Annotated in this window: 11 protein-coding genes, 1 pseudogene and 2 riboswitches; all 12 genes and pseudogenes read right to left on the bottom strand. The window is 39.0% G+C overall.

What is annotated here, in order from left to right; all coding sequences use genetic code 11:
• Positions 1-285: 285 nt before the first annotated feature.
• Positions 286-1,299, bottom strand: a complete 1,014-nt coding sequence (locus tag V7K21_RS03065) for an ABC transporter ATP-binding protein (RefSeq protein WP_335171411.1) — start codon at positions 1,297-1,299, stop codon at positions 286-288.
• The gene (locus V7K21_RS03060) at positions 1,296-2,384 is read right to left on the bottom strand and encodes an iron ABC transporter permease (protein ID WP_335171408.1); all 1,089 of its coding nucleotides are present in this window, start codon (positions 2,382-2,384) and stop codon (positions 1,296-1,298) included. The genes V7K21_RS03065 and V7K21_RS03060 overlap by 4 nt, the downstream gene beginning before the upstream one ends.
• A 2-nt stretch (positions 2,385-2,386) precedes the next feature.
• Complete coding sequence (locus V7K21_RS03055; RefSeq protein WP_335171405.1) at positions 2,387-3,604, bottom strand: ABC transporter substrate-binding protein; 1,218 nt, start codon at positions 3,602-3,604, stop codon at positions 2,387-2,389.
• A gap of 107 nt (positions 3,605-3,711) precedes the next feature.
• Positions 3,712-4,582: pseudogene (locus V7K21_RS03050) on the bottom strand ((2Fe-2S) ferredoxin domain-containing protein).
• 34 nt (positions 4,583-4,616) lie between these two features.
• Positions 4,617-6,770, bottom strand: a complete 2,154-nt coding sequence (locus V7K21_RS03045) for a TonB-dependent receptor plug domain-containing protein (protein ID WP_335171402.1) — start codon at positions 6,768-6,770, stop codon at positions 4,617-4,619.
• Positions 6,771-6,777: 7 nt separating this feature from the next.
• Positions 6,778-6,957, bottom strand: a complete 180-nt coding sequence (locus V7K21_RS03040; protein ID WP_335171400.1) for a hypothetical protein — start codon at positions 6,955-6,957, stop codon at positions 6,778-6,780.
• A 156-nt stretch (positions 6,958-7,113) separates the two neighbouring features.
• On the bottom strand, positions 7,114-9,366 hold the full coding sequence (metE, locus tag V7K21_RS03035; RefSeq protein WP_335171399.1) for a 5-methyltetrahydropteroyltriglutamate--homocysteine S-methyltransferase: 2,253 nt from the start codon (positions 9,364-9,366) through the stop codon (positions 7,114-7,116).
• Between the two features lie 73 nt (positions 9,367-9,439).
• Positions 9,440-9,850: a DUF1636 domain-containing protein gene (locus V7K21_RS03030; RefSeq protein ID WP_335171397.1), complete on the bottom strand. Its 411-nt coding sequence runs from the start codon at positions 9,848-9,850 to the stop codon at positions 9,440-9,442.
• A gap of 303 nt (positions 9,851-10,153) precedes the next feature.
• Positions 10,154-10,297: riboswitch (cobalamin riboswitch) on the bottom strand.
• Between the two features lie 243 nt (positions 10,298-10,540).
• Complete coding sequence (locus tag V7K21_RS03025) at positions 10,541-11,956, bottom strand: serine hydrolase (RefSeq protein WP_335171395.1); 1,416 nt, start codon at positions 11,954-11,956, stop codon at positions 10,541-10,543.
• A gap of 430 nt (positions 11,957-12,386) precedes the next feature.
• Positions 12,387-12,842, bottom strand: coding sequence for a hypothetical protein (locus tag V7K21_RS03020; protein ID WP_335171393.1), 456 nt, complete (start codon positions 12,840-12,842; stop codon positions 12,387-12,389).
• 134 nt (positions 12,843-12,976) lie between these two features.
• Positions 12,977-13,441, bottom strand: coding sequence for a hypothetical protein (locus V7K21_RS03015; RefSeq protein WP_335171391.1), 465 nt, complete (start codon positions 13,439-13,441; stop codon positions 12,977-12,979).
• The gene (gene cobW, locus V7K21_RS03010; RefSeq protein WP_335171390.1) at positions 13,428-14,483 is read right to left on the bottom strand and encodes a cobalamin biosynthesis protein CobW; all 1,056 of its coding nucleotides are present in this window, start codon (positions 14,481-14,483) and stop codon (positions 13,428-13,430) included. Before cobW ends, V7K21_RS03015 begins: the two co-directional genes overlap by 14 nt.
• A gap of 359 nt (positions 14,484-14,842) precedes the next feature.
• Positions 14,843-14,985, bottom strand: a riboswitch (cobalamin riboswitch).
• Positions 14,986-15,172 lie beyond the last annotated feature (187 nt).

Raw genomic sequence — 15,172 nt, 5'->3', positions numbered from 1 at the left:
TGGTATCCAGGTACTGTGGCGAGGTTGGTTAAAATTACACGATCTCTGTGAGGGTTGGCAGCTTGCAAAAGAGACTTAACGGGAAAAGTCAGATTCCAAAACAGAATTAAAACTTGTCTAAAAGTAATCTATAAACATTGCAACGCTTTTTTAGCAAGCAATAATTAATCAACTGCAATGATTACCATTATAACATAAACTTATTTTTGCATTTACTATTCTTGCTACTCCCTTTTATAGCCATCCATTAGTGCAAATTTTGATAACGTTTATGGGACAGCATTTTTATAAACAATCCAAAAATTTAATCATTTCATACAACGAATGATGAGTATACACACTCTGGCTGTTTGTGATTTTCCACAAAACTTGTTTAGATTTTGTTATCACTTCTACTGAGACTGGTAACCCATTTTTATTTTGATTAACTTGGAAGCCTGCACGTTTTAAAGCACGAACAGTCCACACAGACGCAATCCCCTCGCCTGTCAAATTAATTTCTCTTTTGTAGGATGTATGGAGATGAAATTCACCAGAAGCAACATCAAACTCTACACCTTCACTACGGAAAGTATCAGCAAATGCACCATTCAATACCAAATCTTCCGGTGCACCAACGTGTAAAAGACCATTAGTTGATAATAGCCAAACTTTATCTGCAATCCGCAAAGCTAAATCTAAATCATGGGTAGAAAGGAGAATTGCTTGATTAGTTTCCCGTACTAACTGGCGCAACAATTGCATAATTTCTACCCGTCGCGGTAAATCGAGAAATGCTGTTGGCTCATCAAGTAACATAATAATAGGTGATTGAGCCAAAGCACGCGCAATCATAATTTTTTGACGTTCACCATCACTTAATTCGCTAACTTGGCGTTGTGTTAAGTGTACTGCTCCTACAGATTTAATTGCCCAAAGTACTATAGCTTCATCTTGGGGTGTCAAATTTCCCCACCAGTCAGTGTAAGGATATCGCCCCAAACTCACCAAGGTGTACGCTGATAGCATTCCCACATCAACTTTCTCAGTGAGTACCAAACTCAGACGTTTTGCTAATTCTTGTGGTTTTAAATGATATATGTTTTCTCCCAAGAGTCGCACTTGGCCTGCTATGGGTGGTTGCATTCCGGCGAGCGATCGCAGTAATGTAGATTTACCCGCACCATTGGGGCCAAGTAAACAAACCAGTTCCCCAGCTAAGAGAGATACAGAAATATCCGATGCAATACACTGAACAGTTTTTCGGGATGTCTTATAACCAATAGTCAGGTTGTGAGTTGTTAAAATCGCATCATTCATGAGGGAAAAGATTTTTGGGAGTTACGCCGCAGAATTACCCAAGTGACAACAGGAGTTCCAATTAAAGCGGTGACAGCATTTAAAGGTAAAACCATCTGACTTACCCAAAGTTGGGAAAACAAATCTGCAATTAGCGCTAATATTGCACCCATGATTATTACACTAGGGATTAATATTCGATGGTCGGAAGTATTGAACAGACTACGACACAGATGGGGAATTGCCACACCTAAAAATGCTATGGGACCACAAAAAGCAGTAATTCCACCTGCTAATATAGATGCACTAGTAATAATAGAAAATCTGGTTTTTTGCACCGTTAAACCTAGACTACGTGCATAAGATTCACCAAGTAATAGTGTATTCAAAGATTTTGATTGCAGCACTGCTAAGAATAAACTCAAAAGTATAACTGGAATTAAAACAACTAACTGTCTCCAAGTCACCCCGGCAAAACTACCAAAAGTCCACATTATATAACTTTGAATACGTTCTTTTGAGCTAAATTGCAACAAAATACTGACAATTGCACTCGTAGCATAGCCAAATAATAAACCTAAAATCAGTAGTGTCATTGTGTCCTGCACTCGGCGAGAAACAACTAACATCATTCCTAAAACTGATCCTGCACCGAGACTTGCAGCTATGACTAAACCAAAATCACTAATTATTCCCAAATCTGCTAATAATGTTGGTGTTGTAGCACTAGCTGTCAGTACAACTAACGCTACACCTAAACTTGCACCAGAACTAATTCCTAATATAAAAGGCCCTGCTAAGGGATTTTTAAATAAAGTTTGCATTTGTAAGCCACTCACACCTAAAGCAGCACCAGCTAAAGTTGCAGTTAAAGCTTTAGGTAAACGAAATTTGAGAATAATATTAGCCCATGTCGCTTTTTCTATTTCTTGTCCTAGCAAAATTTTTACTACTTCATTAATGGGAATATCAACTGAACCTAAAGTTAAGTCCAATAAAAAGGCAAACATTAAACCTATCAGCAAACTTGAGAAAATAATAATTTTTATAGCTAGAGCTTTTTGCTTTAGTAGGGGAATTTTAAATTTGGATTTTTTAATTAACATTATTAAATAAGTTTTCTGTAATAAAATAGTTGATGATTAGGTAATATATCTGGATGCAGTATCTTAATCAAGTCAGATAAAACGATATCTGGGTTACTAATACCATCTTCCCAGTAATCATTACCCCCACTTTCATTGACACGGGCATTATTATTATAAAGATTTCCTTGTTTTACAGCCTTAAAATCAGCATAACGATTATCTTCCGCAACTAAATCTTTTAAACTCTTCCAAGATTGACGAAAATTTAACCAGTAATCAGCATTAGCCGCACGTTCTAAAACAACTTCAAAAGATAGAGGTAAACTACCAGATGATTTATCATCACTCCAGAGGTAGTTTGCTCCTGCATCAGCCAGATATTTGGCTACGTAACTTTTGCCCCCAGGTGTATACCAAGTTCCTTTAAAGTCAAATCCAACAAATACAGTCGGGCTATTTTTTACAGATTTGGCTTCTTGAGCTATTTTTCCATATTTATGAGTAATTTCATTAAAGATTTTTTCTGCTTTTTCTTCTTTATTAAAAAACAAAGCCGTAAATTTCAGCCATTCACTTCTTCCCAATGGTGTGTCTTCCATATATTCCGCATTTATCCCCACTTTTAAACCCGCCTCTGTAAGTTTGGCATAGCTATCAGTTTGGGAATTTCCAGTACCATAAGTTGTTACCAAGTCAGGATTTAATTCTAATAATTTCTCTATATTCACATTGTCATTATTACCTATTTGTGATATTTTGCCAGCTTTGATTCTTTCTACCACATCAGGAGTATTTACTTGCTTACTATTACTAACGCCAATCAATTTATCAACTACTCCTAACTTTGCTAAGTGCGGTAAATGAGTAGTTGAAAGAGAGACTATAGAATTTATCGGTACTGTAATTACCTGTGTTTGATTAAATCCTTGGGGCGTAGGAGTTCCACATTGAACTAAAACATATTGAAAATCTGTCTTGGCATTCTGCCAAGGGTTTTTGATTGTGACGACTTTGTAGTGTTTATGATACTCTACTGCCAAGCCTGTTGCATGGGTAATCTTGATTTTATTGGGGAAATAATCAGTTTTGAGGTCATATTTTTGAATACAGGCGTTATTGTTGGTCTTAGTAGATATGTTAATTACTGTACTATTGCAGGCAACTATTAAAGTTGCTATTAAAAGTAATTGACATAGAAAAACTATGGCTTTTGAGTGAGGAACTTTTATGAATTTCATATATTTTAAAAGATATTACTTTTTTCACGCAAAGAATTAAAATAAAAAAGGATGAAATAAATAAAAATTGATTTATATCTTTGCGTGAGATTAAAAAAAAGGATAAACTACACGGAATCTGGTGGATATTGGTATTCAGTAACTTTGTTACCTTTTACTAAATGTTCATTAACAATAATTTCAGCAACATTCTGGTTAACACGAGTGTACCAAGTTCTATCATTTGAATAAAATACAACTGGCCCTAGTTGGCAAACTTCCAAACACCCAGATGTTCTCACCTCCACTTCCACACCTGCTTTTTCCACTGCTGATTTTAAAGCATCAAATGTGGGTTGCGATTTCCGCGAAGGAAGACAGCGAGTTGAAGTGCAAACTGAGATATAAGAATGTTTTAGGGGATTTTTGGTAAATGGTATAGGTTTGTTTCCCAATACATAGATATCGTAGTTCCTGATAAAGAGTTAACTTTGATAAGTTAGGCTTACCTTCTGGCAATAAATTTTCACCTTCTACATATGGATTTGGCAAGAAAATAGTCATGAGATTTTCATCTGCACCATTCCAAAAATCGATTCCCCAGCTTCTAGGGATACCTTCTGCATTAAACCGTCGATAAAAGGCAGCACGATTTACTTGACGTTGTTGCCTTAATTCCAAAGGAGTCTTACAATGAGGTCCACCTAAATTAGCCTCAATACATAGATGCAAATGCCAGCCTTCTGTAACTACTGTGAGATATCCATCATAAAGGATACAAATTTTGGGTGGAGCATTAAATTCTAATTCTAATACACCTCCTTGAACAATATGCCCTACCCCTATTTGCTGCCAATTTTGCTGAAATAAAGTGTAAAGTAGCGATGACAAAACATCACTCCCACAATCAAAATATTCATATTTAATAGACCCTTCCGTAGATAAAGCCTCAGTTATAACTTGATTTAATGGTGTTACCCAATAATTGAATTCAGCCATAAGATATTTTCCTTATATTAGTCACCTTATTGCATCAGAACGTTGAACTCAAACCAACTTGAAAAACTCTCCCCCCATCAGGAAAACCAGGGAATAGTTGGTATCTATGGTTAAAGATATTATCTACACTGCCTGTTAACACTAATGTATCACTGAGAGTAACCCGCATTTTCCAGTCAAAAGTAGTGTACCCAGATAAAGATTCTGTATTGGTATTGTTTATTGGATACGCACCTAAAGAATGCATTAGGATTCCAGCATATAAACCTTGACGAGTTTCATAAGAAAGTCCTGCATTTAAACTATCTGCACCGGCGAACCGTAATTCTTTACCAACTTCGGCTGAGTTTGTACTTTTTAAAATTCGCGGATCATTTGCTGTATAACTAACAAAGGCATAGATATTCTTCGCTAGCTGCAAATTTAAAACTGCTTCGATTCCCGTAGTGCGAACCTGACCAATATTTTCGTAAGTAGCTATGGGTACAGCAAAGTTGTAGGCGATCAAATCTGATATTGTGTTGTTGAAATAGGTCAAGCGTAACAGACCAAAATTGCCTAGCTTCTGGTCAATTCCGATATCATAACTATCGCCTTTTTCTGGACGAAGATTAGGATTACCAACGTAACTACCACCATTCGCATATAAGCTAAAAAGATTCGGTGCGCGGAAATTCCTGACATAATTAGCTCTCAGGGTGGTAGACTCAGTAACTGCAAATTTTGTCCCGAGACTCGGTGATGTAAATGAACCATTTGTCAAGCTGCTAAAATCCTGGCGTAAACCTAAGTTGGCAGTGAAACCAGGAGTAAAGTTAATTTCATATCTAGCAAATAGCGCCCCTTGACTAATACTATCGTCGTAAGTGACTGTTTTTGTATTAACAGAAAAGTCAAATGTACTGTTAGTAGCTGCTACATTGCGGTAATCAAAGCCATAAACTAGGGTTTGATTATTAGCAAATTTCCAACTGTGTTGTGTTTGCAATCCATAAGAAGTTTGCCGATTATCATATCGTGCTTGGGATGAATTCTGACTATCATAGCGAGTGTTAAGGAAATCTGCGTAAACTCTTGCTGTTAGCAGTGAATCATCCCCACTTCCTAATTTTGAGTTCCAGGTTAAATCGGTGAGAACTTGGTCTGTGTATTTGCGATCGCTAGGAGTCAACGAGTTAAAATAGCCTTGACCATATAATGGTTCAGGAATGGGAACTCCTCCTGGCACTCCTTGGTCTTTACCTAAATATAGGGTTGAGAGGGTTACGGTATTGCGAGAACCTAAATTCGCCTCTAACTTGACATTAAAGTTATTGTAGAGAACATCATTGTTTTCTCTGGTTCCCTGAAAGTTAGCTTCTGGGATGGAAAAAGGATAGTTATTTTTTGCTTGGGTGCGGTTATATCCTACAACCCAACCAATATCGCCGACTTTCCCGCTACTATTGATAGTCTGCTGATTTAACCCATACGCGCCAAAATTAACACCTGCTTGTGTTGTCACTTTTTCTGTGGGACGCCGAGTGATAATGTTAATCACTCCCCCAATAGCATCAGAACCATAAAGGGTAGAACCACCACCTGGTAACACTTCCACTCTTTCAACAATATTGGTAGTAAATTCTGAAAGGTCAAAACCACCGGAACCTAAATCGTTAATTGGTCTACCATCAAGCAAAATTAAGACTTGTGCAGAGTTAGAACCTCGGATAAATTGACCGCTTAAGGCGTTTACTTCTGTGCCAACTGTACCATCAGGCAAGATACCTGGAAGAAATTTTAGCGCTTCTCTAACAGTTCTAGCACCTTGGGCTTCCATCTCTTCACCGGTAATCACATAAACCGGACGGGTAGAATCTTTCACTGTCCCCTCGCGGCGAAAGGGTGAGTAAACGGGTTCGTTCAATAACTTGTCGATGACTGTTAGTTCAATATCGGGTTCTTGTGTGGATGCTGGAGGATTTTGAACAATTCCTTCTGGTTTGTTTGTTGCTGCTGGAGTCTTTTTAGGTGTGAGTTCTGCAACTGGTTGTAGGTCTTTTGCACTACCTTCGTGTTGGGGAAACTCTGATATTGGTGTAACTTCTGTGGCTATGGTGTTGTAATTACCGCATAACACACCCAAAAGGACAGTCAATTTAGACACAAAAACTTGGATTTTCCAACTTGCAACAAAATTAGTAGACATTTATGATCTAAACAACCTGTATAACTAAAAATTTGACGAGATTAAAACAAAAAGCCGAGTTTTTTTGCAGGGAAAACACACTAAGTACCGCTTTGCATAAATTCGGATTTTCCAACCAACGCTTAAACACCCAACGACCAAATGCATGTAATGGTGAAAGTGCGATCGCTATCTTGTTAGAGAACATTGGGTGCTAATCCCTCAACCCTAAAAGTGCGATCGTGCCAAATTTTCCTTTCTCATTATTAAGATGACAAATCACACATCCCCGCCCAGGTTTTAAAAAATCTTTCCAAGCAGTCTAGCCAATTAGTAAAATGTTGGTAAGGTTGATCTTGGCTTGTTAGTTACTCTTATTAGAGGTAATAATTTCCTCCCGCAAAACTTTCGTTGCTTCCACCATGTTCTTTAAAGCCGGAATCACCTCTGACCATCGCCTGGTTTTCAAACCGCAATCTGGATTTACCCAAATTTGTTTTACGGGTAAATTAGCAACTCCAGTCCGTAATTGCTGTAAAATCTGTTCAGTTGTCGGGACAACGGGGCTATGGATGTCATAAACTCCATTACCAACTTGATGTGAGTAGCCACCCTCTGTTATTTCTCGCAAAGTTTGATTATTGCTGCGACTATTTTCAATCGAAATAACGTCGGCATCTAATCGTTCAATATCCTTGATAATGTCACCAAATTCGCAGTAGCACATGTGCGTATGAATTTGGGTTTGGGGTTGGGCTACTGCTGTCGCCAACCGAAATGCATCTACAGCCCAAGATAGATATTCATTCCAGCGCTCAATCTTCAGGGGTAAACCCTCACGTAGCGCTGGTTCATCTACTTGAATTACCTTTGCACCAGCCGCTTCCAAATCCGCTACTTCATCCCGCAACGCCAAAGCAATTTGGAAAGCTTGTTCTGCTCTGGAAACATCAGTCCGAGGGTAAGACCAATTTAAGATAGTTACAGGAGCCGTCAACATCCCTTTTACAGGTTTTTCAGTCAATGATTGTGCAACTTTAAACTCACGTACCGTCATTGGTTCAGTGCGAACCACATCACCATAAATTATTGGCGGACGCACGTAACGGCTACCGTAGCTTTGCACCCAACCATTTTCAGTGAAAGCGAAGCCGGATAACTGCTGTCCAAAAAATTCCACCATATCGGTGCGTTCAAATTCACCATGTACTAAAACATCTAACCCTAATTCCTCCTGTAGTTTAATGCTCTCAGCAATTTGAACATCAATTGCAGCTTCGTATTCTGACTGATTCAATTCACCTCGTTTGTAGCGTACCCGGAGTTGGCGAACTTCAGAAGTTTGGGGAAAAGAACCAATTGTGGTTGTCGGGAACAGAGGCAGAGGAATTTGGGAGTCAAGCCGCAATCCATAGGATAATGAGCGCTGAAAATCATCAATCTTTAGAGTTTTTAGTCTTTCTTGAACTGACTGATTGACTGGACTAAACTGATAAAATTTATTTTGTCTATCAGCAATTAATTGTATTTCAGTTTTGGTATCATCATCCAGAATATTTTTTGCTAAAATTACTACTTCTTGCAGTTTCTGTTCAGCAAAACTCAAGACATCACGTAGTGCTTCTGGCAATCGTTTTTCTCGTTTCACATCGTAGGGAACAAATTGCAAAGAAGCTGATGGTTGTACATCAAAGTTTGCAACTAAACTTTTTATCGTATCTAACAACGGAATAACTTTTTCTGGGCGAATTTGCCAAATATTCCTGGCATCTACAACCCCTGCTCCCAAACGCTTATCTTCAGGGAAACCGTAATTTTTAATTAACTCTAAGTTCCGTCCTCGCGTGAAATCTAAACTAATTGCGCTGACTGGTAATTCCATCACCCAAGGATAGGTTTCCCCCAAATCATCAAAGTAAGTAACCAAGTGTAGAGGTATTCCAACTAACGAAAGTGATTGATAAACTTTTTGGAAGTGTTCTTTCCAGGAATTAGCATCACTTAAAACAAGTGCAGGTTCATGTATTTGTACTTCTTCTACTCCCAGATTTTTTAATTCAGTGAGAAGGTTGATGTAAAGCGGGATGAACTTTGATACCGCTTGGTCAATATTTAGTTCTAGCTTGCTCAGGCGAAGAAGAGTACAGGGGCCTATTATAAGAGGAATTGCCCGTTTACCTAATATTTTTTGAGCGCGGCTAACTCGTTCTAAAAAGTCACTAAAGTCTACTGATAATGTTTTCTCTGCAATTTCCGGGACGAGATAGTGATAGTTAGTATCAAACCACTTGGTCATTTCTAACGCTGGAACTCCTTCTCGACCTCGCGCCATTGCAAAGTAGCGTTCTAACCCACTAAATTCTTGGAATCTTTCAGGAATTAGCCCAAAACGAAATATCCAGTCAAGTACATGGTCGTAGAGAGTTGTGTCTCCAATCCCAATGCGATCAATTCCGGCTTCAAGTTGTGTTTTCCAGTTAGATTCCTCAACTTGTCGCACGGTTTGTAATAATGACTCTTCCTCTAGCTTGCCACTCCAAAATGCTTCTAGTGCTTTCTTAACTTCCCGATTTTTACCAATACGGGGATAGCCTAATGTTGCTGTTTGAATCTGCATTGCTTTGTGTTCCTTTGAAGATTAATGATTTAGGTACTAATATTGGAAATTGGGAAATTTACTCAGTCATCAATTAACAACAACTTATGTTTAATTTTGCCCACTTATTTAGTGGCGGAATCTTCGCTAAAATACCCTTTTTCAAAGGTTCAGGTCGTTCTGACCAAGGCAATAAACCATCAGACTTGGTATAGTATTGATTCGCACATTCCAGTACAGCAGATGCACAACCATCAACTGGTAAATCTCCAAAAAGATAGGTTGATTTTCCTTCTGCTGCAAATGCAATGACGCAAGAACGGTTACAGGCACTCATACATTCAACTGCCTGAATTGAGAATTTTTCTTGTAATTCCCAACCTTGTGAGAGTTCCTGAAGCCGCTGTAGAAGTTGTTCGCCTCCACTAATACCAACTCGTTTACCGTTTTGCCACACGCTGGCGCAGGTTGTGCAAACAAATAAAGTATGTTGTTTGTCAAGCATTAATTTTGAAGTGTGTAGGAATAAATCTGAATCGCAGATATCATTCAGCGTTGTCAAAGCTGAAGTCTAGCGTCACTGACTGCCGCAATATATTTATTGCCAATTATTGGCAATAAATAACTAGTCGCTCAGATGATGAGGCTGAGAAAAACTAGGAGGTGTAATTTGTAGCTTAAATCCAGTGTCTATAATTTCGTAGCAAGCCGTAATCTATAGCGAATCTCTGGCTCTTTAAAGAAATGACACTGTATAGTGGGAGAAATATTTATACTTTTATTCATCTGTGCCTCGCAGACGTTTAGAACTGACTAGCCAACTTCGGCGGGCATTCTGACTCTGAGACATGAGTCTCATTACAGCTGCGGGACAGCGCCGGATTTACACCGGACTTTCCCCGTTTCCTCTGGTGGCTGCTCCCCACCAGAACCGACAGTTATACGTCAGATTACCATAGTTGCTGTCTAGATGCAAATTTAGTTGTTAACAATTTTGAGAAATATTCCAATTGTCGATATCACTAACGCAATATGGAATATATACTGGTGCTACCATTAACACCCATAAAAGAAATCTCCTGACTTTAGTACAGGGTACTTTGCAGACATTGTGGATTTAACAAAAACCAACTTTCGTCGGGTGTGTTACGTTTATAACATCCTTTGTGAAGGCTACAGTTTAATCCAGATATCCTTAAGGTAGTTGGGTTAATTTCGGTTGCTGTAGGTATATATATACTAACTGAGAAACTTGACGAACAAAATCCCTACCTCTGGTGTCATTGTAAGGTCTTCTCACAAAAATTCCTGCTAAGTAACGCTTGCCATTGGGCATCTCAACAATACCTGCATCCCCAATGACAAACCCTATATCCCCTGTTTTATGAGCAATTAGCGCTCCCGAACCCAAACCAGCAGCCAGCAACTTTTTGTTATGGCAATGACTTAAGATATCTAATGCCTGGGAGCGACTTGTATCTGAAATTAACTTGTGATACTGAATTAATGCTGACAATTGCACCAAATCGGCGGGACTAGTCGTATTAGTTCCCTTGAAGTCTCCCAACAAATGACGAATTACAGTATTTTTCAGTCCCCAACTGCGAAACCGCTGATTCAATATTGCTTTACCACCGAAACGGTCAATAATCATGTTTGTGGCTGTATTGTCGCTGATAGTAATCATTTTGTTTATGGTTTGCAACACAGTCAACTTGGTTCCCACACGTTGATACTGCAAGTCTCCAGAGCCACTTGCAACCAAGTCTCGCCGCATTACTAAGGTGTCATTTAGCTTAACTTTGCCAGCGTCTATTTTCTCAAATAAAGCAATCAGAATTGGGAACTTAATTGTACTCGCGGCGGGAAATACTCTGTCACCACTAATATTCAAATAGTTACCCGTCTCTAAATCCACAAAAAACATCCCCGGCTTGAGAAAACTGTAGCGAGCCATCAAGGCATTAATTTGAGATTTTAGTTCTGGTAGTTCCTGACCTAAAGCAACTACCCCAGCAAACATAGAAGCATTGACTGGTTTAGTGAGTATATCTGGTGGACTGGGCTGATTAATACCTGGAATATTTTGTAAAGGCGCTTGGCGTTGAAATAAGAGTAGTTGGGATTTTTTCTGGAAATTAGGAGTAATAGAGATTGGTGTTTGAGAGGATTGTTCCCCAGTTTGTATTCCCCATTCCAGAATTCCCGTCGCAGGCATTTTTTCTTTTTCAATTGATGATAATTTGATCACCCAATGAGAGGGAGAATCTCCCTTAACTATTACACTTTGCGGAAAGACAGTGTAACCGGGTGCTAATTCAATTACGAATCTGGTCGTCTGGGGGTCAAGCTGTCCTATCCGAATTTCTCGAATTGCTGAACCAAAGTTTTGTTTGGTTGTAGGATAGTCCAAAATAGTTCCCGATAAATCAATGACAAGCCTTTTAGGGTTATCAATTAAAAAAACTCTAGGTTGAATACCTGAGTCAGTGGTTAGGTCAAGCTGATTTTGAGCAGAGTCAAAGTGCCAAGATTCTAATCGAGTTCCTTTTGCAGGAGAGGATAGCAGCAAAATACTAATTAAACTCAACAATAACCAGCGTAATTTCATACAGTATAGTCAGGAGAAGATTGAATTTATTTAGAGAATATTTGAAAAGGGTCTTTTGCTTTCATACTTAGCACAGTGAGGCATTTCAGTAAATGCATAAAATCTCGATTTTCAGATCCAATCAACCAAAGTATTAACAGCAAAACTATACATTATCGGAATTTAAAACGTCCTCTTACAGAGATTTGTTAGGAAATGAATGAAACCAGAAATGATCAAAAATCATAATCAAAAAAATATTTAATGTCAATAATTTTAGGGAGGAAATATTAATGCTATAAATATAGATTTGATGAAAGTCAGTATAATTTCATTTACACCCGTTTTTTCAAGGGTAGAGAAAGTTTTCACAATGCTATTGAAGCTCTATATATCGCAATTGAGACAAAGTAATAAAACCGGAAAGCTTATTTTTTATTTTGGATGAGTCTCATTGTATTTTTGTTCTTAGTAAGAGGGTATGCTGAGGTTGGAATTCTGCCCATTCTTTACATACAGTTTGGTAACATTGCAGTGGTGTAATTGGTAGATTAGTTAAATAGAAAAACTCAGCTTGATGACCATACTCCAACAAAAACACAACATCAGTCTGCGGATTATACTTATCTACAGATTCGAGAATATGAGCATTCATGAAATGTCTTTGCAACAGTACAGTATCGGGTGCTGCTAACCAAGCATTTAAGAAAGCTGCGAGATTTTTACGCGGGATAAAATGCGCTTTAAATGTTTCGCCAGCCATACCTAAATGCGGAGAGTTGGTACTGCAAATTATGACACCACGTTCTCCCCCTAAATAACCGATCCAAGCGTTGTAACCAATTGCTAATATATTGGTGGCGATAAAAGCTTGTTGCCAATCTTGAGTATTTATTTCTGGGGTCATCTTGATTAAACTCCTTTTGATAACTGCCAGGAATTTGTGAGTCCCATGTAATAATCTATCGCCGCATTTTGGTAGCGAGTAGGTTTGAGAGTATTGCTTGATTTTGGTTTGAGCATTGACAAGTAAAGTAAGTTTTAGGGGATTAGGGTTGGATTAAACTCTGACCAACGCTTGCAAACTTGTTCGTAGCAATCGGGTGGAGTAATTTTTAGTTGGTGTAAGAAATTAACCTCAATTTGAGGTTCAGCTTTTAGCACCAGAAGAATATCTTGATGGGGATTGTATGTTGCGATCGCTGGGAAAATTGATGAAATCATGGATGAGCAGATTGATTGCGATATAGCTTGGCAATCTTGAAACGAGCGCAAGTAAAACTTAATCAGATCGGAGGGGAGAAATTGGAGGGTGAAGGGAACTGTATCAAGACTTGTAATTGTAGGCTGAGTAACTTGAGTATCCACATCACAAATAACAACTCCCCGCCCAAATGACTGAAATCCCTTCCATCCTGTGTAACCGATTACCAGCACATTGTTATGGATAAAGCTGTTTTGCCAGTAACCAAAATTTCCTTGCCAGACACTTTTAGAAGGTCGCATTCACTTCCTCCCCCAACACCAATGACTCAATGCGAACCTGCTCAAGCTCCCGTCCAATCAACACTAATCGTGTTTGACGGGGTTCATGGGGTTGCCAAGTCCGGTCATAAAAGTAGTCAAATCGATTACCAACACCCTGTAATACCATACGCATGGCTTTATTCGGAACTGCCACGAATCCCTTAATTCGGTAAATTTCTTGCTGTTGTACCAATGTTTGCAAGCGTTTAACCAAGACAGCTGGCTCAAATGCTTGGTCTAACAGTAGTTGCACTGCATTAATCCCTTGATCATGTTCGTGTTCGGCTTCGTTGTCGTGGTGACTGGGACGACTATCTAAGTTATCTTCTACCGCAGCGTTGAAACCGAGTAATAAATTGCTACTGATTTTACCGTCCTGGCAAGGAATGACTTTTACACCAGGAGATAAACTCTGCTTTAGCCAATCCTGCACCCTAACTTGCGTTTGTTCATCAACGCGATCACTCTTAGTAAGCAACACTAAATCAGCACAAGCCAGCTGATCTTCAAATAGTTCCTCAATCGGTGTTTCGTGTTCTATGCTAGAGTCGGCTTGTCGCTGTGCTAAGAGAGCTGCTAAATCGCCTACATATTGATTAGTTGCCAACGCTTCACAATCCACCACAGTGATTACGCCGTCCACTGTGGCCCCTGTGCGAATCTCTGGCCAACGAAATGCTTGCACCAATGGTTTTGGTAGTGCTAGTCCAGAGGTTTCAATCAACATACAGTCAAGGTTCGCCCGTCGCTTCAGTAATTCTTGCATCGCTGGCAAGAATTCCTCTTGCACCGTGCAGCATAGACAACCATTGGTGAGTTCAACAATGTTACTGTCGGAATCTTCTTCATCGTCACAAACTCGGCAATCACGCAAAAGTTCGCCATCAATTCCGATTTCTCCAAATTCATTCACCAAAACAGCAATGCGTCGCCCTTCATTATTTTGGAGTAAATGGCGAATTAGTGTCGTTTTACCTGCGCCTAGAAATCCTGTAATTACTGTGACGGGAATTTTGTGCATATAAATGTTGTTTGTTGATTAATTTTGCGATCGCAAGAAAGAAGTTTCAACCGCAGATATCATGCTGTAGAGACGTGGAATTCCCCCTCTCTACTAATTTGCAGGTGATGTGGAAGGTAATTGAATTTATTCAACCTAAACATTAGCTAAATAAATAAGCGTATCCATCTTTTTCGGGAATAGTTACGCCAAAGACAATTAGTGCGAGCGATCGCGCATATTCCCAGAATTAACAACCTACCATCTCATAGAAAGCTGTAACCTGTAGCGTCTTGATATGTGGGGCTATGAGATTGTATTGCCTAGTAGTTGTAGAAATCTTCATAAAAATACTTATCTGTGCCTCGCAGATGTACAAAATTTACAAGTCAACTTCGGCGGGCATTCTGACTCACAAGGCAGGCCTTGATTACAGCTGCGGGACAGCGCCGGATTTACACCGGACTTTCCCCGTTTCCTCTAATGGCTGTTCCCCACTAGAACCGAGATTCTTTTGCATATTAACACAAAAGTGCGCTCGTGTTGAGTCATAAATGAATAAAGAGTGCTGAGTTAAAAAATCGGGTCAATTACTCAAGACTGTGGATTCTTCACTAGAACTCTTGCAAAAGTGTTTTGTGGTATGATTGAAGGTTATTCTAATTCCAGTTTTTGGTAATAATTTATAAATTGTTTCGAGCAAGTATTAT

The organism is Nostoc sp. (assembly GCF_036919595.1).
In the GTDB taxonomy this organism is placed as follows: domain Bacteria; phylum Cyanobacteriota; class Cyanobacteriia; order Cyanobacteriales; family Nostocaceae; genus Nostoc.
This window is presented reverse-complemented; position numbering and strand designations above follow the sequence as displayed.

Bases quoted from the DNA above. Each gene is read 5' to 3' on its own strand.
- V7K21_RS03040 (WP_335171400.1), bottom strand. From the start codon at position 6,957: ATGTTCTCTAACAAGATAGCGATCGCACTTTCACCATTACATGCATTT.
- V7K21_RS03055 (WP_335171405.1), bottom strand. From the start codon at position 3,604: ATGAAATTCATAAAAGTTCCTCACTCAAAAGCCATAGTTTTTCTATGT.
- V7K21_RS03045 (WP_335171402.1), bottom strand. From the start codon at position 6,770: ATGTCTACTAATTTTGTTGCAAGTTGGAAAATCCAAGTTTTTGTGTCT.
- cobW (WP_335171390.1), bottom strand. From the start codon at position 14,483: ATGCACAAAATTCCCGTCACAGTAATTACAGGATTTCTAGGCGCAGGT.
- V7K21_RS03015 (WP_335171391.1), bottom strand. From the start codon at position 13,441: ATGCGACCTTCTAAAAGTGTCTGGCAAGGAAATTTTGGTTACTGGCAA.
- V7K21_RS03060 (WP_335171408.1), bottom strand. From the start codon at position 2,384: ATGTTAATTAAAAAATCCAAATTTAAAATTCCCCTACTAAAGCAAAAA.
- V7K21_RS03030 (WP_335171397.1), bottom strand. From the start codon at position 9,850: ATGCTTGACAAACAACATACTTTATTTGTTTGCACAACCTGCGCCAGC.
- V7K21_RS03065 (WP_335171411.1), bottom strand. From the start codon at position 1,299: ATGAATGATGCGATTTTAACAACTCACAACCTGACTATTGGTTATAAG.
- V7K21_RS03020 (WP_335171393.1), bottom strand. From the start codon at position 12,842: ATGACCCCAGAAATAAATACTCAAGATTGGCAACAAGCTTTTATCGCC.
- metE (WP_335171399.1), bottom strand. From the start codon at position 9,366: ATGCAGATTCAAACAGCAACATTAGGCTATCCCCGTATTGGTAAAAAT.
- V7K21_RS03025 (WP_335171395.1), bottom strand. From the start codon at position 11,956: ATGAAATTACGCTGGTTATTGTTGAGTTTAATTAGTATTTTGCTGCTA.